Source organism: Pantoea sp. C1E2 (assembly GCF_056491465.1).
Genome location: NZ_JBSZHT010000002.1, coordinates 109,176 through 128,941, shown reverse-complemented (window position 1 = coordinate 128,941; position 19,766 = coordinate 109,176). Strand labels below are relative to the sequence as shown.

Below are 19,766 nucleotides of genomic sequence, written 5' to 3'. Positions count from 1 at the left end.
TTTTACGGATCAAAGCGACGCCCAGCATAACGACACTGGGCGGTAGTGAGAATCAAAATAACTTGTTAAGTTGTTGTAGAACGTAGCTATTAGAAATGCTTTCTACTAACACCTGAATGGCTCTGTTCTGCGGCACAGGCGGCAATGCTTTACCGGCCTTACACACTCCCGGAGCACGGAACTTCGGCGCCGGAGATTTATCGGATGTCGGCGGAGTTTTACCCTGATGCACAGGCTCATTCAGCAACTGACTCGGACGTACGAGCGTAATATCGCCCGGCAGTGATGGCAGCATCTGTTGCAGCACACGAACGGTGGTGGGGTGCGGATGGCCAATCGCTATGGCATAACCGTCGCGCTGGGCCAGTTTCACCGCGCGCGTAAACTGTTCACGGATGGCAGATTCATTCTGGCTGTCATCAAGAAATACGCGACGTTTCAGCACTTTAACATGCGTACCCTGTGCCGCCGGAATGGACTGGCTATTGCCGATCGTCATGCTATCGAGAAAGTAGTAATTATACTGATTCAGCACCTGCATCACTTTCTGCATGCCGGGCAGGCTGGACGTCATTTTGCTGCCCATATGGTTGTTCAACCCCACAGCGAAGGGCACTTTACCGGAGGCATCCCGAACGATGCGTGCGATCTCTTCGCTGCTCATCTCTGGGGTTAAGGTATCTTTTTCCAGCGGTTGCTTACTGAGCGGTGCCATTGGCAAGTGAATTAACACCTCATGGCCGCCCTGATGCGCTTTGGTTGCCATCTCGCGAGCATGAGGCGCATTTGGCAGCACAGCGACCGAAATCGCGGCGGGCATTTGCAGCACTTTATTCTCTTCAACCGGACGATAACCGAAGTCATCGATCACAATTGAGAGTTTGCCTGCCTGAGCCGAAAGTGTGAAAAACAGTGCGCAGAGCGCGATTGAGAGCTTTTGAGGCTGAAACAACACTTATCTTCCTAACCACGGTAGTGGATTGACGGCCTGTCCCTGACGTCGGATTTCAAAGTAGAGCGAAGGCGTGCCGCGGCCGCCACTGGTACCTACAAGGGCGATAGGCTGTCCTGCCTTCACCTGAGTACCGACGCTCACCAGCGCACTTTGGTTGTAGCCATAAAGACTCATGTCGCCTTTACCATGTTCCAATACCACAACCAGACCGTAGCCTTGCAGCCAGTCGGCCATTAGTACGCGTCCATCGGCGATGGCTTTCACTTCGGTGCCTTCTGGTGCATCAATCACCAGACCTTTCCAGCGCAGTTCACCCTGCATGGATTCACCGAAGCGGTGTTCAATACGTCCGTTCACCGGCCATACAGCTTGCCCACCCGGCTTGCCGAGGCCACCGGTACGTGCCATCAACTCACGTTCGCTTTGTGTGGGTTGATAACTTGATCCTTTGGCTTTCGCCTGTGCCTGACGCTGGCGAACTTTTTCCGCCTCACGTGCTTCGCGCTCAGCACGCTCACGCGCCTCACGCTCGGCTTTAGCAATTTTATCCTGCAGGCGGCTTTCGTTTTCCCGCATCTCAACCAAATCGGCCTGATCTTTCTCCAGTGAGCTTTCCAGTACCGTCAGGGTTTTCTTACGCGCTGCACTGGCTGTTTCCAGTTTGGCCTGCTGCGACTGCTGCTGGGCTAACAGGGATTTTTGTTGTTCCTGTTTACCTTGCAACGCCTGACGCTGCTCAGCCAGCTGCTGCTGAGTTTGTTTGAGATCGTCGATGTTTTTCTGACGTGCAGCATTAAGATAGCCGAAATAGGCAAGAATGCGCTCACTGCGCTGGGCTTCTTCCCCGCCCAGCAGTAGCTGCAATCCATTATGCTGACCTTGTCGGAAGGCCGCATCCAATTGCTGAGCCAGCAGTTTTTCCTGCTGCGCCTGCTGTTTTTCCAGACGAGAGATCGAGGTGGTAATTTGCGTGATTTCGCCGTTGAGCGCGGTCAAGCTGTTGCGCGTTTCCCGTAATTGTCGGCTGGCTTGCGCAATCACTTTTTCCTGGCTTTGCAGTTGATCGAGAAGTTTGCTGCGCTGTAATTTCTGCGCTTTAACGCTTTTCTCTTTATCAGCAATATCCTGCTGGATGGACTTGAGCTGGGTTTTGCTGTCATCCGCGCTGTGTGCATAAACGGGCAATAGCAGCACGCCCGCGCAGAGCAAGCTCAGGGAGATTTCGGACCAGCGAAATGACAACGGATGCGCTGGGCCGTTGTAACGGGTCCTTGTGTGTGTAACGGTCGCTTTTCCCTTCATAGTCGATAATTATTCCACGATGAACAGCCGCTTACCAGTTATCCCGGGCGGGTTTTGCTTTACGAAAGATGTCGGTGCCGAGCTTACCGGCGTAAACCTTGACTCAATTTTGCGATTAGAACACTTTTTTTGGAAAATGACGCACAAATCGTAACTCTGCCCGCTTCGCGACTGTACATGCTAAGTGGCGCAGGTATACTCAGAACCCTTGTTTTAGCTTATTAGCCCGGTCTGGAGTCGTTACCCCTCATGCAAGAAATTATGCAGTTTGCAAGCAATCACACCATCCTTAGTCTGGCATGGGTTGTTTTACTCGTTCTGGTGATTGTGACCACCGTTAAAGGAATGTTCTCTAAGGTAAAAACGATCAGCCGTGGCGAAGCAACCCACCTGATTAACAAAGAGGATGCGGTGGTTGTAGACGTGCGTTCACGCGATGATTATCGCAAAGGACACATTTCAGGTGCAGTGAACATTGCAGCGGCTGATATTAAAAAAGGTAGCTTTGCCGAACTGGAAAAGCACAAGTCGCAGCCCATAATTGTGGTATGCGCCACCGGCCAGAGTGCGGGTGAATCAGCCGCTAAATTGAGCGCTGAAGGTTTTGAAAAAGTCTCCGTGCTGAAAGATGGCGTGAGTGGCTGGAGTGGTGAGAATCTGCCACTGGTACGCGGTAAATAATTCTCAGAGGTAACTGCATGGCTAATGTTGAGATTTACACCAAAGTTACATGCCCTTATTGCCACCGGGCAAAAGCGTTATTGGATCAGAAAGGCGTATCGTTCCAGGAGATTCCCATTGATGGGAACACGGCGAAACGGGAAGAGATGATTCAGCGTAGCGGCCGTACGACAGTTCCACAGATTTTTATTGATGCACAGCACATTGGCGGCTGTGACGATCTTTACGCGCTGGATGGGCGTCAGGGACTTGATCCCTTACTCCAGGCATAATTTTTCGGTCAGACAATTTAACTCACAGGATTTAGTAACATGTCAGAACATACCACTAACGAAATGCAGTTCCAGATTCAACGTGTGTACACCAAAGACGTTTCCTATGAAGCGCCAAACGCACCTCAGGTTTTCCAGAAAGAGTGGGAACCGGAAGTCAAACTGGATCTGGACACCGCTTCATCTCAGCTGGCTGATGAAGTTTATGAAGTTGTTCTGCGCGTTACCGTGACAGCAACCGTTGGCGAAGACACTGCATTCCTATGCGAAGTTCAGCAGGCGGGTATCTTCACTATCGGTGGTATCGAAGGCACGCAGATGGCGCATTGCCTCGGTGCATACTGCCCGAACATTCTGTTCCCGTATGCACGTGAATGCATCACCAGCCTCGTGTCTCGTGGTACTTTCCCGCAGCTCAATCTGGCGCCAGTTAACTTTGATGCCCTGTTCATGAACTATCTGCAGCAGCAAGGTGAAGGCGAAGCGCCACGTCAGGATGCCTGATGACTACACTCAACGCTTCGATTAGCGTCATCGGTGCCGGCTCGTACGGCACCGCATTGGCCATTACGCTGGCCCGTAACGGCCATCCGGTTCTGCTCTGGGGCCACAATCCGCAAAGCGTGGCGCAGCTCCAGGCTGACCGATGTAATGCCGCTTTCCTGCCTGATGTACCTTTCCCTGACAATCTTGTTCCTGAAGCCGATTTGGCAACAGTGGTGAGTGCCAGCCGCGATCTGTTGGTGGTGGTGCCAAGCCACGTGTTTGGCGATGTTCTCACCCAACTGAAGCCGCATCTGCGTGCAGACTCACGTATTGTCTGGGCAACCAAAGGTCTGGAAAAAGAGACTGGTCGTCTTTTACAGGATGTTGCGCGTGATATCCTCGGCGATCAAATTCCGTTGGCCGTGGTTTCAGGTCCAACCTTCGCGAAAGAACTTGCGGCGGGCATGCCTACAGCGATAGCGCTGGCTGCCACTGACGCGCAGTTCGCTGAAGATCTGCAGCAAAAACTGCACTGTGGTAAAAGCTTCCGCGTTTATAACAATCCGGACTTCATCGGTGTGCAACTGGGTGGTGCGGTGAAAAACGTGATTGCGATTGGTGCCGGCATTTCCGATGGTATTGGTTTTGGTGCCAACGCACGCACTGCCTTAATCACCCGTGGATTGACAGAGATGAGTCGCCTGGGTGCTGCACTGGGCGCCGACCCAACCACCTTTATGGGCATGGCGGGGCTAGGCGATTTAGTGCTGACCTGTACCGATAATCAATCCCGCAATCGTCGTTTTGGCATGATGCTGGGACAAGGCGAGAGCGTTGATGAGGCGCAACGCATTATCGGACAAGTTGTAGAAGGTTACCGAAACACCAAAGAAGTCAAAGCATTGGCTGCACGAGTGGGTGTTGAAATGCCGATAACCGAGCAGATTTATCAGGTACTGTATTGCGAAAAATCGGCGCGAGAGGCAGCATTGAGTTTACTTGGTCGTTCAAGGAAGGACGAAAACAGCCAAAGCTGAAGCAGGATGCTCAGCTAAATCACCTGCAGCGCCTCTCAGGCGCTTTTTTTATCGGGAGCACAGAGCAATGTCGTCAGAAGAGTTAGAACTGGTCTGGAACAACATCAAAGCTGAAGCCAGAGCGCTGGCTGATTGTGAACCCATGCTGGCCAGTTTTTATCACGCGACTTTGCTCAAGCACGAAAATCTTGGCAGCGCACTGAGCTATATGCTGGCGAACAAACTCGCCAATCCGATTATGCCGGCCATTGCGGTACGTGAAATCGTTGAGGAAGCCTATCGCGAAGATCCAGAGATGATTGTCTCTGCGGCCTACGATATTCAGGCGGTGCGCCTGCGCGATCCGGCTGTCGATAAATACTCAACCCCATTGCTGTACCTGAAAGGCTTCCACGCGCTGCAGGCTTATCGCATCGGCCACTGGTTGTGGAAAGAGGGCCGCCGTGCGCTGGCTGTCTACCTGCAGAATGAAGTCTCCGTCTCCTTCGCCGTGGATATCCACCCCGCTGCACGTATTGGTCGCGGCATCATGCTTGACCATGCCACAGGCATCGTGATCGGTGAAACGGCAGTGATTGAAAACGACGTATCGATTCTGCAATCGGTCACGCTGGGCGGGACCGGTAAAACCAGCGGCGATCGCCATCCGAAAATCCGCGAAGGGGTGATGATTGGCGCGGGTGCTAAAATTCTGGGCAATATCGAAGTGGGGCGCGGCGCGAAAATTGGCGCCGGTTCAGTGGTATTACAGCCTGTGCCACCACATACCACGGCCGCAGGTGTTCCAGCACGTATCGTCGGTAAGCCAACCAGCGACAAACCGTCGATGGATATGGATCAGCATTTCACCGGCGCTGGCTTCGAATATGGCGACGGAATCTAGCTTTTAATCAGCGCGCCAGCGTAATCAAGCTGGCGCCACGCTTCATATACCACCACAGATACCGCATTCGACAGATTCATACTGCGACTTTCCGCCATCATTGGGATGCGAATCTTGTGCTCCGCAGGCAATGCATTGAGTATCTCTGCTGGCAGGCCACGACTCTCGGGGCCAAATATCAAATAATCCCCTTTCTGATAGCTCACAGCACTATGGGCAGGCGTGCCTTTGGTGGTCAGAGCAAACAGACGCTGTGGCGCTTCAGACTCGATAAACGCTGCGTAACTGGCGTGTTTTTTTAGCGAGGTGTATTCGTGGTAATCGAGCCCGGCGCGGCGTAGACGCTTGTCATCCCAGGCAAAGCCCAGCGGCTCAATCAGATGCAACTGGAAGCCAGTATTCGCACACAAGCGGATGATATTGCCAGTATTTGGCGGAATTTCAGGTTCAAATAAAACGATGTTCAGCATAAGGCCCCCGGAAACGAGGGCCGAAGCATAGCAAATTATTGACGAGCGGAGTACAGCGGCAACCATAGCGTGAGCCGCAGACCGCCTAATGGGCTGTCATCGGCTTTCACCCAACCGCGATGCTGCTGTACGGCCGTTTCCACAATTGCCAATCCAAGACCTGTGCCACCAGACTCGCGGTCGCGCGCTTCATCAGTGCGATAAAAGGGACGGAAAATCTGCTCGCGATCTTCAGCGCTGACGCCTGGACCATCATCATCAACGTGAACAGTAATGCCCTGAATATCCACCGAGAAGCTCACGCTGATATGCGTGTGAGAATAACGCAGCGCATTTCGCACGATGTTTTCCAGCGCGCTCTCCAGGGCATGCGGGTTACCGTACAGAGGCCACGGGCCAGGAGGATAAGGCACGTCCATGGTTTTACCCATCTGCTCGGCCTCGAATTTGGCATCTTCCAGTACACCATTCCAAAGCTGGTTGGCTTTCATGGCTTCACTGACTAACGCATTTTTATGCTGAGTACGTGAAAGCACCAGCAAGTCGTTAATCATGCCATCAAGCCGCTGGGCTTCCATTTCAATACGCTGCAGTTCTTTGCCTTCGCCATTGCGTCGACGCAGCAAAGCGGTGGCCAATTGCAGACGCGTCAGTGGTGTGCGTAATTCATGGCTAATGTCCGACAAAAGACGCTGCTGTGCGGTCATCATGCGTTCAAGTGCGCTCACCATCTGGTTGAAACTTGAACCTGCTGCAAGGAATTCCTGTGGGCCAGATTCCAGTTCAGGATGCTGGCGCAAGTTACCGCTCGCCACTTCATCAGCAGCATGTTTAAGCTTGCGAGCTGGACGAGCCAGACTCCACGCCAGCCATAACAGCAGCGGCGAGCTAATCAACATGGTGACAATCAACAGCAATAACGGGCGGTCAAATAGCAGATTAACAAAATCAAGTTGTGAACTGGTGGCGGGGCGGATCAAGTAGAGCTGGTAGTTATCTTCACCGTCCTGCACGGCAAAGGGGCCCACCATCTCCACACGACCATACTTTTTCTTCTGCGGATGATCGGCGTTATCAGACTGGCCGATAAAGTTACGAATCACCTGCATTTCATTATGCTGTGCACCGATCACCCGGCCTTCGCTGGTCACTAATAACAAGCGTTGGCCGGGTGGGGCCCATTTGTCGATGGCGCGAAACAGCCGGCGCCACCACATCAGGTCGTTGGGGGGATCTTGCGATAATTCAGCTTCAACGTGCTGTTCAATCATGGTGCCCTGTCGCTGCTCACTTTCCAGTAATGCTGTCATCTGGCGTGAGTCGAGTTTGGGCACCATCAAAACCAGCATCAACACCAGTGCCAGGGTGAGCCAGAAAATGGCGAAGATGCGGGTCGTCAAACTTCCAATCATGATGCCGAAACCATCAGATAGCCGCGTCCACGCAAAGTTTTAAACCACGGGTGGCCATCGCGACGTTCCGGCAACTTACGGCGCAGGTTTGAAATGTGCATATCAATCGCGCGGTCAAACGGTGTCAGGCGTTTGCCGAGCACTTCCTGGCTCAAGTGTTCACGCGAAACCACCTGACCCAGATGCTGTGCCAGCAAATAGAGCAGAGTGAATTCGGTGCCCGTCAGATCCAGCGTTTCGCTATCGAAGCTGGCTTCCTGACGGCCTGGGTTGAGGCGCAGACAATCCACTTCCAGCGTCGGTGAACTGTTGTCATGCTGCTGTTGCTGCTCGCTCCAGTTTGAACGGCGCAAAATTGCCCGAATACGTGCGACCAGTTCACGGTCATTAAAAGGTTTTGGCAGATAGTCATCCGCGCCCAGCTCAAGGCCGAGAACACGATCTAACTCACTACCGCGAGCGGTCAGCATAATGACCGGTGTTTGATGCTGCTGTCGTAGTTCTTTCAACGTATCAATACCGTTCTTCTTCGGCATCATGACGTCGAGTAATAACAAGTCAACGGTGTTATCCAACAGGTTAAGCGCCTGCTCGCCATCGCTGGCGACAATCACTTCAAAACCTTCCATCTCAAGCAGTTCTTTTAGCAGCGAAGTTAATTCGCGGTCGTCATCAACCAACAGGATTTTATTCATTTTTTGTTGCCCTCCGCAGGCAAAATACCGTGTTCCTTGACTTGCAATCCAACGCTTTACGTAGTTTTACACCCCCTGACGGATGTTTGCAGCTATCGCCGTACACTAGTCCTCGTTGAATCGAAAACGGAACGAACTGGGAGTAAACGATGCGCTACTTAACCGCCGTCGTCATTGCCTCAGCGATGGTTCTCAGTCACGCCAGCGCAGAAGCAGCAGACACGACGACGATTGACGAGATGCATCATAACGGCGGATTGACGACAGGCAGTATGACGCAAAATCCGCAAAGCCACATGTTCGATGGCATTGAGCTGACTGAACAACAGCGGCAACAGATGCGAGACCTGATGCAGCAAGCACGACATGAGCGCCCGGTTATGAGCGTTCAGGATATTGAAACTATGCATGACCTTGTCATTGCAGACAAATTTAACGAATCGGCTATCCGACAGCAGGCAGAGAAACAAGCCCGTACGCAGATAGAACTGCAAGTTGAGATGGCTCGGGTTCGCAACCAGATGTATCACCTGCTAACGCCTGCACAGCAAGCGACATTGCAGAAGAATTATGAGCGGCGACTTAACGATATGCGTCAGCTCTCCGGATTGCAGCCATCATCACCGCTGCATGCAGTGAGTAGTACCAGCAGTAACCAGTAACATAGTATCCCTGTTTTCCTTGCCATAGACACCATCCCTGTCTTCCCCCGCATGATGCGGGGGTTTTTTTTAACTGCCAATCCTGTGCTGCATCATCACCTTAATATTCAATTCACGCAGCTTACGCTTGCCGATGATAAACTTTAGCCATTATGTGACTAACGGCGTTGCGTTGAGCGGACGCTTCTATGAGGCATGGCATGGATCCCTCCTACGCGAAACTCGTCAACCGTGCGGCACTGGCGGCAACGACGCTGGCGACATTACTGTTGATCGTGAAGATTTTTACCTGGTGGCTGACCGGCTCAGTCAGTATGTTGGCCGCCCTGGTCGATTCGCTGGTGGATATCGCCGCATCGCTCACCAACTTACTGGTGGTGCGCTATTCACTCCAGCCTGCGGATGCTGATCACACCTTCGGCCACGGTAAAGCGGAATCGCTCGCCGCACTGGCGCAAAGTATGTTTATTTCCGGCTCAGCACTGTTTTTATTCCTCACCGGTATCCAGCATCTGGCCTCACCCAATATATTGCGTGCGCCGCTGGTAGGTATTGTCGTTACTGTGGTCGCGCTTTTTTCCACCCTGCTGCTGGTGTCATTTCAGCGCTGGGTGGTTCGCAGGACACGCAGCCAGGCAATCCGCGCAGATATGCTGCACTATCAATCTGACGTGGTGATGAACGGCGCGATCCTGGTGGCATTGGTATTAAGCAGCTATGGTTTTGTCCGGGCAGATGCACTCTTTGCGCTGGGGATTGGGGTGTACATCCTTTATAACGCCTTGCGCATGGGTTACGAAGCGGTGCAATCCTTGCTGGACCGTGCATTACCGGAAGAAGAGAAGCAGGCGATTATCGATTTGGTCAGCGATTGGCCAGGCGTGCGCGGAGCCCATGCACTGCGTACGCGTCAGTCCGGGCCAACCCGTTTTATTCAGCTTCATCTGGAAATGGATGACCATTTGCCGCTGGTGCAGGCGCATCAGGTAGCGGATCAGATTGAGCAAGCGCTTCGGCTTAAGTTTCCCGGTTCGGATATTATTATCCATCAAGATCCCTGTTCGGTGGTGCCGGAAAATCAGCAAGGCTTTTCCAGTTTTTGATTTTAAAAATCATGGCGTTGCGTGATAAAAATGACGTAACGCTAACAACTTTGTAAAAAAATAGCGAAAACTTGTCTGACCTGAATCAATTCAGCATCAAGCCTTTGATATACTATCTGCAACTATTAAGCCGCACGATCGTGAGCGGGTTTACACCGGTCGGCAGGCAGGAATAATCCTTAGTTTTGAACAATCCAGAGGTTGTCATGATCAAAAAAATCGGAGTACTGACCAGCGGCGGTGACGCCCCAGGCATGAACGCAGCCATCCGCGGAGTTGTCCGTTCCGCGCTGAGTGAAGGCCTTGAAGTTTTTGGTATCTACGACGGCTATCTGGGATTGTATGAAGACCGTATGATCAACCTCGACCGTTACAGCGTGTCTGACATGATCAACCGCGGCGGCACTTTCCTTGGTTCTGCGCGCTTCCCGGATTTCCGTAACGAAGAAGTTCGCCAGATTGCCATCGAAAACATGAAGAAGCGCGGTATTGATGCGCTAGTGGTCATTGGCGGTGATGGTTCTTATATGGGTGCTAAGCGCCTGACCGAAATGGGCTTCCCGTGCATCGGTCTGCCAGGCACCATCGATAACGACGTTGCCGGTACCGATTACACCATCGGTTACTTCACTGCACTGGAAACCGTGGTTGAAGCAATTGACCGTCTGCGCGATACCTCTTCTTCGCATCAGCGCATCTCCATCGTGGAAGTGATGGGGCGTTACTGCGGTGATTTGACTCTGGCCGCTTCTATCGCCGGTGGTTGTGAATTCATCGTGCTGCCGGAAATTCCTTATACCCGTGAAGAACTGGTCGAAGAGATCAAAGCCGGTATCGCGAAAGGTAAAAAACACGCCATTGTGGCCATCACAGAACACATCTGTGATATCGACGATTTGGCGCATTACATCGAAGCAGAAACCAAACGCGAAACGCGTGCCACTGTCCTCGGTCATATTCAGCGTGGCGGTGCGCCATGTGCTTACGACCGTATTCTGGCTTCGCGCATGGGTGCCTACTCCATCGAACTGCTGTTGCAGGGCTACGGCGGTCGTTGTGTCGGGATTCAGAATGAGAAGATGGTGCATCACGACATCGTCGACGCCATTGAGAACATGAAGCGTCCGTTTAAACGCGACTGGCTGGATACCGCGAAAAAACTTTACTAATCAATCTGCATTAAGGCGCGAGATCAACCGCGCCTTTTTTATTCCTGCCTATATTCCCTCCAGTTATAAACACTGATTTTTAATTCTTTAATCTATGGATTGGTTTATGTCAGTCTTGTTCTATAACGACCTCGGGAGAGCAAGCAATGAACAAGTGGAGTATTGGTGTCACCCTGTTACTGGCTTCCACCAGTGTTTTGGCAAAGGATATCCAGCTGTTAAACGTTTCTTACGATCCAACGCGTGAGCTGTATGAGCAATACAACAAAGCGTTCAGCGCACACTACAAGCAGGAAACGGGCGATAATGTAGTCATTCGCCAGTCCCATGGCGGTTCAGGTAAGCAGGCGACCTCTGTGATCAACGGCATTCGTGCTGATGTTGTGACCCTGGCGCTGCAGTCTGACGTGGATGCTATTGCTGACCGTGGTCGTATTGATAAAAACTGGATTAAACGTCTGCCAGATAACTCTGCACCTTACACTTCCACCATCGTGTTCCTGGTTCGTAAGGGCAACCCAAAAGGTATCCATGACTGGAATGATTTGATTAAACCTGGCGTATCGGTGATCACGCCGAATCCGAAAACCTCAGGTGGCGCACGCTGGAACTATCTGGCCGCATGGGGCTGGGCACTGGATCAGAACAACGGCGACCAGGCCAAAGCGCTGGCGTATGTGAAGGCGCTGTTCAAGAACGTAGAAGTGCAGGATTCGGGTGCACGTGGCGCCACCAACACCTTCGTAGAGCGTGGAATTGGTGATGTGCTGATTGCATGGGAAAACGAAGCGTACCTGGCGGTGAACAAGCTGGGTAAAGACAAGTTTGAAATCGTCACGCCAAGCGAATCGATTCTGGCGGAACCTACCGTATCCGTGGTCGATAAAGTCGTGGATGAGCAGGGCACGCGTAAAGTTGCCGAAGATTATCTGAAGTATCTCTACTCGCCAGAAGGCCAGACGATTGCAGCGGAAAACTTCTATCGTCCGCGCGATCCTGAAGTGGCGAAGAAGTTCGCCAGCACCTTTGCGCCGGTGAAACTGTTCACTATCGACAGCAAGTTCGGTGGCTGGACACAAGCGCAAAAAGCGCACTTCGCCGATGGTGGTAGCTACGACCAGGTGATGAAGCCTTAATCTCACCGTCATTAAAATGAAACGGTCAGCCTTGTGCTGGCCGTTTTGCATTGTAGAGCAGTAAAAGTCCGTGACTTTGCCCAAGCGGCAGGCGAGGATGCTGGCAGGTGATGAACAGAGGAATTCGGCCATGCAGGGAAGTCGTCGCACCCTGAAGTTGCTAACCGTTTTACTGCTGGTGCTGATTGTCGGACTGATTATCAGCGCCTTCCACTTCCAGAAAAACTCCAATGCGCTGTGGCAGATCATCAGTGAAAAGTGCGTGCCCAATCTGGCTAAGAGCGGCAATCCTGCCCCTTGCCAGCAGGTCAATACGTCACAGGGCTATGTCACGTTGAAAGATCTTAACGGGCCTTTGCAGTATTTGCTGATGCCAATTGAGAAAATCACCGGCATGGAAAGCCCGATAATCCTTGAACCTACCACGCCCAATCTGTTTGCCGATGCCTGGCAGCAACGAAGCCTGTTAGAGAAAAAACGTGGTACACCGATTGCTGACAGCGCTTTGTCGCTGGCGATTAATGCGCAATATGGTCGCACGCAGAATCAGCTCCATATCCACATATCTTGTCTTCGACCCGATGTGCGCCAGCGGCTTGATGCGTTGAGCCCTGGGCTAAATGAACAGTGGCAGCCAGCCACGCTGCGCAAACATCGCTATTTGATTCGTACACTGTCGACGGCTGAACTGGCGCAACAAAGTGCCTTTATCCGTCTGGCGACTGAAGTGCCTGATGCGCGCAGCGAGATGAGGAAATATGGGATGGCGCTGACGGCATTGCCGGATGGACGTTTAGCACTGCTGGCGCTGGAGCGTAATTGGTTGATGCTAAACAGCGGTTCCGCGGAGGAGTTGCAGGATCATCAATGCCAGATTTTGAACCATTAATCATGGCTTCCAATATAAAGCTTCAATGAAACGTATAAGCACGCTGGGTGTGTTTCCAGAACTGTTTCATCACATCTTACTCAGTATGAGTTACATGTCTCAGTACGGATCTCTGACAATAAAAAAGGCGGCTTATCAGCCGCCTTATCCCACGCCGAAAAACTTAGGCGTTTTTCGCTGCTGCAGCTGCTTTCACGATCACCGCGAACGCATCGGCTTTCAGTGACGCACCGCCAACCAGCGCGCCATCGATGTCAGGCTGAGTAAACAGCTCTGCGGCATTTTTGTCGTTAACAGAACCGCCGTACTGAATGATGACTTGCTGAGCAATCGCCGCATCTTTCTTCGCGATATGATCACGAATGAATTTATGCACGGCCTGTGCCTGCGCAGGTGTCGCTGATTTGCCGGTACCGATTGCCCAGACTGGCTCATAAGCGATAACCACGCCTTCGAACGCGGCAGCACCCTGAGTTTCCAGCACGGCGTCGATCTGGCGTGCGCACACTTCTTCAGTTTTGCCCGCTTCGTTCTCTGCATCGGTTTCACCGATGCAGAGCACTGGTACCAGGCCAGCGGCTTTCAGCACAGCAAATTTCTTAGCGATGAACTCGTCGCTTTCGTTGTGGTAGGTACGACGCTCAGAATGGCCGATGATGATGTATTTCGCGCCAACGTCTTTCAGCATTTCTGCGGAGGTTTCACCGGTGAACGCACCAGACAGGTTAACGTCTACGTTCTGCGCGCCCAGGGCAATGTGGCTGCCGGAGACGGCGTGTTTTGCCAGGTCAAGATAGATAGTTGGTGGAGCGATTGCTACGCCACAACCTTCAACACCAGACAGCTCTTTGCGCAGACCTTCAATCAGCTCGCCTGCCATGTGCTTGCTGCCATTCAGTTTCCAGTTACCCATAACCAGTGGATGTCGCATTCTTTCCTCCGCATAACGCGATTCATGAAATAGCGCTGCCATCGGGCAGCGATGTCTGCCAAACAGTATAGAGATCAAACGAGTCGCTGGCTTTGCTTTTCGTCATTTTTGCCGCTGTGATCAAGGGGTCGCGAGCGCTAGTTTTATCGGCTCGACCGCGAAGGTTAACCCCTTGTCACCGTTGTCCGCGACCACGAAACGCAAAGCGCCTTCGGTACTGGCAAAATAGCGTGCGCCTTTGCCCGCGCTGAGCAGCGCATCAAGCTTTTTCCGCCCATCTGCAGGCGACAAGCCGGGGACGAAAAATCGCAGTAATGCTGTCATATAATCCATCGCGCGTGCTTGTGCGGTTTTCATATCCGGGCCGGGAACCGGCAGCCAGGTAATTTGCAGCGTCTTGATTTTCCCGGTGCCCTGTTCCAGCGCAGTAGAGGCATAAAGCGTTTCGTTGATCTTGCTGGCAGCGCGCGTCAGGTTGCTTTTATCGTCTCGATTATCTATCGCGCGATACTCAAGCAACGGCAGGTCTGGATTCGTCGCGTTGTACTTCTCGCGGAATTGCGCGATGGTCATATCAAAGGTGGGCGCACCCGCCAGCAAATAGGGTGCAGCAGGCAGATGATCGCTGCGATCCTGCGAAGGTGCATCCTCCGCCCAGGCGGGAAATGTCAGTGCGAGGCTAAACAGCAGCGCGACTGGCAGGTTCTTCATTGCTTCGGCCCTAAATCATTCACTTAGCCCACGATTAGAACGGTTTTTACCGATCAATGTCAAAACCCGCACTGGGAAAAGTCTGACATTCTTCACAGCATACGTATTACCAGTAATGCTCGCTGGTCATATGCCCGGGTTTGCGTTTGAAATGTTTACGCATCTCACGCGTATCTTTCAGCAATTGCTGGGTATCACGCACCATTTGCGGGTTGCCACACAGCATCACGTGGCTGGTGTCAGCGGTCATCGGCAAACCCACTGCACGTTCAAGCTCACCGCTCTCTATCAGCTGCGGAACACGACCGTGTAGTGAACCGGCGATCTGTTCGCGACTCACCACCGTCTGGATATGTAATTTGCCCTTATAACGCTGTTGCAGCTGCTGCATTAACGGCAGGAAGCTCAGGTCATCGGCGAAACGTGCCGCATGCACCAGCACAATGTTATCGAACCTATCTAAATCTTCGCCCTGTTGCAGAATCGATAAATAAGGACCGATTGCCGTGCCGGTAGCCAGCATCCACAGCGTGCTGCAGTCGGGAATTTCATCAAGTACAAAGAAACCGGCGGCTTCTTTGGTTACCATCACCTGATCGCCGGGCTGCAATGCCTGCAAACGTGGACTGAGTTTACCCTCAGGCACCGTGACCAGATAGAACTCCAGTAAGGGATCGCGCGGTGCATTCACATACGAATAGGCGCGTTGCACGCGCTCACCATCAATTTCCAGCGCCAGTTTGGCAAACTGCCCGGCGGTAAAGGTATCAATCGGCGCGGTAACGCGCAGGCTGAACAGTGCATCGGTCCAGTTTTTCACTTCTTTCACTTCCGCATTGATCCACTCTGCCATGGTCGCTCCTTATTGTTGATTATTCAGGCATGTGATTATCATCGCCAGCCATCCAACAGATTTCCAGTCCTGCGATGGGTAAAGGGCTCTCAGCGACAAATGGTGCGCACTCCCTATCAACTGTAGCGGTCGGGTTACGACCCGGTACGTAATCTTGACACCCCCGACGCACTCGCTTTGCGCTCGCCTCTCGATTTGTCACTGAATCCTGATATTTTTGCCGCCATAAATCCCCGGCAGCCTTTTTTAGTGCTGCTTTTATTTTGTTTCTCAGGCAGACATTTTGTTCCATGTTGACGAATAAAACGCAAAACCGCTTCCTGTTATTCATGCTGATCGTGCTGGTGGCGGTCGGGCAGATGGCGCAAACCATTTATGTGCCGGCGATGACAGACATGGCGGAAGCACTCAATGTGCGCAGTGGCTCCATCCAGCAGGTGATGGCCGCTTATCTGATGACCTATGGCGGATCGCAGCTGATCTACGGTCCGCTGTCGGACAGTTTTGGTCGCCGTCCGGTGATCCTTATCGGTATGTCGATCTTTGCCGTGGGGGCAGTGATCGCTATGTTCGCGCCATCACTGCATATTTTGGTACTGGGCACTGCGGTACAGGGTTTGGGTACTGGCGTCGCGGGGGTTATGGCTCGCACTATGCCGCGCGATCTCTATTCCGGTATCGCCTTGCGTCAGGCCAATAGCCTGCTGAATATGGGGATTCTGGTGAGCCCGCTGCTGGCACCGGTGATTGGTGCACTGCTGACCCATCTGTTTGGCTGGCACGCCTGTTTTGCTTTTCTGCTACTGCTGTGTGTGGGCGTGACCGCTTCGATGGCGCGCTGGCTGCCGGAAACACGCCCGGTGGATACGCCCGTTACGCCGTTCCTGCGTCGTTATACCACCTTGCTGAGCGACGGCAATTTTGTGCGTTATCTCTTCCTGCTGATAGGCGCACTGGCGGGTATTGCGGTATTTGAAGCCAGCTGTGGCGTGCTGATGGGCGGCGTGCTTGGTCTGGATGGTTTGACCGTCAGCATCCTGTTTATCTTGCCGATTCCTGCAGCGTTCTTTGGTGCGTGGTTTGCCGGGCGCGAGCAGAAATCCTGGCAGACGCTGATGTGGTACGGCGTGAACAGCTGCTTGCTGGCGGGTCTGCTGATGTGGATTCCGGCATGGTTCGGCGTGATGAATATCTGGACGTTGCTGGTGCCTGCCGCGCTATTCTTCTTTGGTGCTGGCATGCTGTTCCCACTGGCGACGTCCGGTGCGATGGAGCCGTATGCATGGTTAGCGGGAAGTGCGGGTGCGCTGATTGGTGGCATACAGAATTTGGGTTCTGGCGTGATTGCCTGGCTGTCGGCGCTGATGCCGCAGCACGATCAGTCGAGCCTTGGCATGCTGATGTTTGTCACGTCACTGGTGATGCTGCTGTGCTGGTGGCCGCTCTCACGTCATCCCGAGAGCGGCAAGCAGGCGATTACAGGATAAACTGATGCAGCGCCGCGTCTTTACGATCCAGATAGTGGATCGACTGGATGCGGCGAATGGTGCGTGATTTACCGCGTACCAGCAGGGTTTCGCTGGTGGCGATGTTGCCTTTGCGCGTAATGCCTTTCAGCAGGTCACCGGTAGTGATGCCAGTGGCGGCGAAAATCACATTATCGTTACGCGCCATCTCTTCCAGCTTCAGGATTTCCCCGGCCTTGATGCCCATCTCAGCACAGCGTTGCAACTCCTGCTCGCCCAGACGACGGTTCTCTTCGCTGTCACCTTTGACGTGGTGACGTGCCAATAGGCGCGCCTGCATGTCGCCATCCATCGCGCGGATCACTGCTGCTGACACCACGCCTTCTGGCGCACCGCCGATGCCGTAAAGCACATCCACTTCGCTGTCAGGCATGCAGGTCAAAATCGAGGCGGCCACGTCACCATCCGGGAAGGAAAATACGCGCACGCCGAGCTGCTGAAGCTGAGCAATCACCGCATCGTGACGCGGCTTGGCCAGTATCGACACGGTCAACTGGCTGAGCGGTTTATCCAGGGCGATGGCGATGTTTTTCAGGTTGGCTTCAAGCGGCAGGTTGAGATCGATGGCACCGCGTGCGCCCGGCCCGACAATCAGTTTTTCCATGTACATATCAGGTGCGTGCAGGAAACTGCCTTTATCGCCCACGGCTAATACTGCCAGTGCGTTGGCCTGGCCCATCGCCGTCATGCGCGTGCCTTCAATAGGATCCACGGCAATATCCACCGCATCACCACGGCCGGTACCGACTTTTTCACCGATATAGAGCATCGGCGCTTCGTCGATCTCACCTTCGCCAATCACAATCTGACCGTCGATATCGATGGTATTGAGCATAATGCGCATAGCGTGGACGGCTGCGCCGTCGGCGGCATTTTTATCGCCGCGTCCTAACCAGTGATAGCCCGCTAACGCAGCGGCTTCGGTCACACGGGAAAATTCAATCGCGAGTTCTCGTTTCATGGTTGCACCTGATAAAAAACAGGCAGGCAGTGTAGCACGGAGGGGGAAAGTAGGGCGGGGAGAAAAACCCGCGGCAGGGCGCCGCGGGTCTAAAGTATTACTCTGCGTCTTCCCATGCCTGAGCACGCGCCACCGCTTTTTTCCAGCCGGCGTAACGCACGTTACGCTCGGTGGTTTCAATGCTTGGACGGAATTCACGCTCAATCACGGCTTTAGCACGCACCTCTTCCAGATCGCTCCAGAAGCCCACGGCTAAACCAGCAAGGTAAGCTGCACCCAGCGCCGTGACTTCACGCACTTCCGGACGCTCAACGCGCGTACCGAGAATGTCTGACTGGAACTGCATCAGGAAGTTGTTGGCGACGGCACCGCCATCCACGCGCAGGGATTGCAGACGGGTGCCCGCATCGTTCTGCATCGCTTCCAGTACGTCACGCGTCTGGTAAGCAATCGACTCCAGGGTGGCGCGGATGATGTGGTTGGCGTTAGCACCACGGGTCAGGCCGAAAATAGCACCACGCGCATACGGATCCCAGTAAGGCGCACCCAGACCGGTAAACGCAGGCACCATGTAGACGCCATTGGAGTCTTTCACTTTCAGCGCAAAGTATTCAGAGTCGGTTGAATCATTGATCAACTTCATCTCGTCACGCAGCCACTGAATGGATGCACCGCCAATGAACACCGCGCCTTCCAGTGCGTAGTTCACTTCGCCACGTGGGCCGCAAGCGATGGTGGTCAGCAGGCCGTGCGTTGAGGTCACAGCTTCGGTGCCGGTGTTCATCAACATGAAGCAGCCGGTGCCGTAAGTGTTTTTCGCCATACCCGGTTGTACGCACAGCTGGCCATACAGCGCCGCCTGCTGATCACCCGCAATACCGGCGATCGGAATACGCGTCCCGCCTTTACCACCGATGTTGGTCTGGCCGTAAATTTCAGAAGAGCCTTTCACTTCCGGCAGCATTTCGCGCGGAATATCAAGGATCTCCAGCATGCGCTGATCCCACTCCAGTTTGTGGATGTTATACATCATGGTGCGAGAGGCGTTGGTGTGGTCGGTGATGTGCACACGCCCTTGCGTCATTTTCCACACCAGCCAGGTATCAACGGTACCGAACAGCAGCTCGCCACGTTTTGCACGCTCACGCGCGCCTTCAACGTTGTCGAGGATCCACTTCACTTTGGTGCCTGAGAAGTACGGGTTAATTACCAGACCGGTGGTGTGCTGGATGTACTCTTCCAGACCCTCTTTCTTCAACTTGTTACAGTAGTCCGCAGTACGTGGATCCTGCCAGACGATGGCGTTGTAGATCGGCTTACCGGTCTCTTTATCCCATACGATGGCGGTTTCACGCTGGTTGGTGATACCAATCGCGGCAATCTCATCAGAACGGATGTCAGCATGGGCCAGTACTTCGACCAGCGTTGAGCTTTGTGACGCCCAGATATCCATTGGGTCATGTTCTACCCAGCCCGCTTTCGGGTAGATCTGGGTGAATTCGCGCTGCGAGACGGCGACGATGTTCGCGTCATGATCGAGTACCACAGCACGTGAGCTGGTCGTGCCCTGATCGAGCGCGAGAATGTATTTTTTATCAGTCGTAGTCATTTTATTTTCCTGATGATTAACGA

General features: G+C 53.2%; 21 protein-coding genes. 11 read left to right on the top strand and 10 right to left on the bottom strand.

Annotated elements, in window-relative coordinates:
* Nucleotides 1–52: 52 nt before the first annotated feature.
* A complete protein-coding gene (locus ACXI0A_RS00865) occupies nt 53–952 on the bottom strand; it encodes a divergent polysaccharide deacetylase family protein (protein ID WP_476151193.1) in 900 nt (299 codons plus the stop codon).
* Between the two features lie 3 nt (nt 953–955).
* Nucleotides 956–2,257, bottom strand: coding sequence for a murein hydrolase activator EnvC (gene envC / locus ACXI0A_RS00860; protein ID WP_224935007.1), 1,302 nt, complete (start codon nt 2,255–2,257; stop codon nt 956–958).
* 249 nt (nt 2,258–2,506) lie between these two features.
* On the opposite strand from envC, the gene ACXI0A_RS00855 reads away from it, so the two are divergent.
* The 5 genes from ACXI0A_RS00855 (at nt 2,507) to cysE (ending at nt 5,616) form a co-directional block, all read left to right on the top strand.
* The gene (locus ACXI0A_RS00855; protein ID WP_034823789.1) at nt 2,507–2,938 is read left to right on the top strand and encodes a rhodanese-like domain-containing protein; all 432 of its coding nucleotides are present in this window, start codon (nt 2,507–2,509) and stop codon (nt 2,936–2,938) included.
* A gap of 17 nt (nt 2,939–2,955) precedes the next feature.
* On the top strand, nt 2,956–3,210 hold the full coding sequence (gene grxC / locus ACXI0A_RS00850) for a glutaredoxin 3 (RefSeq protein WP_224935005.1): 255 nt from the start codon (nt 2,956–2,958) through the stop codon (nt 3,208–3,210).
* A gap of 39 nt (nt 3,211–3,249) precedes the next feature.
* Nucleotides 3,250–3,714 carry a protein-export chaperone SecB gene (gene secB, locus ACXI0A_RS00845; protein ID WP_224935003.1) on the top strand — a complete coding sequence of 155 codons (465 nt, stop codon included), beginning with the start codon at nt 3,250–3,252 and terminating at the stop codon, nt 3,712–3,714.
* Nucleotides 3,714–4,733, top strand: a complete 1,020-nt coding sequence (gene gpsA, locus ACXI0A_RS00840; RefSeq protein ID WP_476150696.1) for an NAD(P)H-dependent glycerol-3-phosphate dehydrogenase — start codon at nt 3,714–3,716, stop codon at nt 4,731–4,733. Before secB ends, gpsA begins: the two co-directional genes overlap by 1 nt.
* Nucleotides 4,734–4,800: 67 nt before the next feature.
* Nucleotides 4,801–5,616 carry a serine O-acetyltransferase gene (gene cysE, locus ACXI0A_RS00835; protein WP_100702003.1) on the top strand — a complete coding sequence of 272 codons (816 nt, stop codon included), beginning with the start codon at nt 4,801–4,803 and terminating at the stop codon, nt 5,614–5,616.
* Here the strand turns inward: cysE and trmL are convergent.
* From trmL to cpxR, 3 genes are read right to left on the bottom strand one after another with little or no spacing between them, the layout of a single operon-like run.
* Nucleotides 5,613–6,086, bottom strand: a complete 474-nt coding sequence (trmL, locus tag ACXI0A_RS00830) for a tRNA (uridine(34)/cytosine(34)/5-carboxymethylaminomethyluridine(34)-2'-O)-methyltransferase TrmL (RefSeq protein WP_476150697.1) — start codon at nt 6,084–6,086, stop codon at nt 5,613–5,615. The two genes, cysE and trmL, sit on opposite strands and share 4 nt — an antisense overlap.
* A 35-nt stretch (nt 6,087–6,121) precedes the next feature.
* A complete protein-coding gene (gene cpxA / locus ACXI0A_RS00825; RefSeq protein ID WP_224934997.1) occupies nt 6,122–7,498 on the bottom strand; it encodes an envelope stress sensor histidine kinase CpxA in 1,377 nt (458 codons plus the stop codon).
* The gene (cpxR, locus tag ACXI0A_RS00820; protein WP_007885339.1) at nt 7,495–8,193 is read right to left on the bottom strand and encodes an envelope stress response regulator transcription factor CpxR; all 699 of its coding nucleotides are present in this window, start codon (nt 8,191–8,193) and stop codon (nt 7,495–7,497) included. Before cpxR ends, cpxA begins: the two co-directional genes overlap by 4 nt.
* Before the next feature lie 149 nt (nt 8,194–8,342).
* On the opposite strand from cpxR, the gene cpxP reads away from it, so the two are divergent.
* The 5 genes from cpxP (at nt 8,343) to ACXI0A_RS00795 (ending at nt 13,152) form a co-directional block, all read left to right on the top strand.
* Nucleotides 8,343–8,855, top strand: a complete 513-nt coding sequence (gene cpxP, locus ACXI0A_RS00815) for a cell-envelope stress modulator CpxP (protein ID WP_224934995.1) — start codon at nt 8,343–8,345, stop codon at nt 8,853–8,855.
* Between the two features lie 200 nt (nt 8,856–9,055).
* The gene (gene fieF / locus ACXI0A_RS00810; RefSeq protein ID WP_476150698.1) at nt 9,056–9,958 is read left to right on the top strand and encodes a CDF family cation-efflux transporter FieF; all 903 of its coding nucleotides are present in this window, start codon (nt 9,056–9,058) and stop codon (nt 9,956–9,958) included.
* Between the two features lie 206 nt (nt 9,959–10,164).
* Entirely contained in the window at nt 10,165–11,127 is a 963-nt protein-coding gene (gene pfkA / locus ACXI0A_RS00805; protein ID WP_100701998.1) for a 6-phosphofructokinase, read from the top strand.
* Between the two features lie 146 nt (nt 11,128–11,273).
* On the top strand, nt 11,274–12,263 hold the full coding sequence (locus ACXI0A_RS00800; RefSeq protein WP_034823765.1) for a sulfate ABC transporter substrate-binding protein: 990 nt from the start codon (nt 11,274–11,276) through the stop codon (nt 12,261–12,263).
* Between the two features lie 130 nt (nt 12,264–12,393).
* Nucleotides 12,394–13,152: a CDP-diacylglycerol diphosphatase gene (locus tag ACXI0A_RS00795; protein WP_476150699.1), complete on the top strand. Its 759-nt coding sequence runs from the start codon at nt 12,394–12,396 to the stop codon at nt 13,150–13,152.
* Between the two features lie 163 nt (nt 13,153–13,315).
* Here ACXI0A_RS00795 and tpiA read toward each other — a convergent pair whose 3' ends face one another.
* From tpiA to fpr, 3 genes are all read right to left on the bottom strand, one after another.
* On the bottom strand, nt 13,316–14,083 hold the full coding sequence (tpiA, locus tag ACXI0A_RS00790) for a triose-phosphate isomerase (protein ID WP_224934986.1): 768 nt from the start codon (nt 14,081–14,083) through the stop codon (nt 13,316–13,318).
* A 120-nt stretch (nt 14,084–14,203) separates the two neighbouring features.
* On the bottom strand, nt 14,204–14,794 hold the full coding sequence (locus ACXI0A_RS00785) for a YiiQ family protein (protein ID WP_224934984.1): 591 nt from the start codon (nt 14,792–14,794) through the stop codon (nt 14,204–14,206).
* A gap of 106 nt (nt 14,795–14,900) precedes the next feature.
* On the bottom strand, nt 14,901–15,647 hold the full coding sequence (gene fpr / locus ACXI0A_RS00780; RefSeq protein ID WP_476150700.1) for a ferredoxin--NADP(+) reductase: 747 nt from the start codon (nt 15,645–15,647) through the stop codon (nt 14,901–14,903).
* A gap of 290 nt (nt 15,648–15,937) precedes the next feature.
* Between fpr and emrD the strand changes: the two genes are divergently transcribed.
* A complete protein-coding gene (gene emrD / locus ACXI0A_RS00775; RefSeq protein WP_476150701.1) occupies nt 15,938–17,134 on the top strand; it encodes a multidrug efflux MFS transporter EmrD in 1,197 nt (398 codons plus the stop codon).
* On the opposite strand, the gene glpX is transcribed toward emrD, so the two are convergent.
* On the bottom strand, nt 17,124–18,134 hold the full coding sequence (glpX, locus tag ACXI0A_RS00770; protein ID WP_200577738.1) for a class II fructose-bisphosphatase: 1,011 nt from the start codon (nt 18,132–18,134) through the stop codon (nt 17,124–17,126). The genes emrD and glpX overlap by 11 nt on opposite strands.
* A 97-nt stretch (nt 18,135–18,231) precedes the next feature.
* On the bottom strand, nt 18,232–19,743 hold the full coding sequence (gene glpK / locus ACXI0A_RS00765; RefSeq protein ID WP_224934976.1) for a glycerol kinase GlpK: 1,512 nt from the start codon (nt 19,741–19,743) through the stop codon (nt 18,232–18,234).
* Nucleotides 19,744–19,766: the final 23 nt, after the last annotated feature.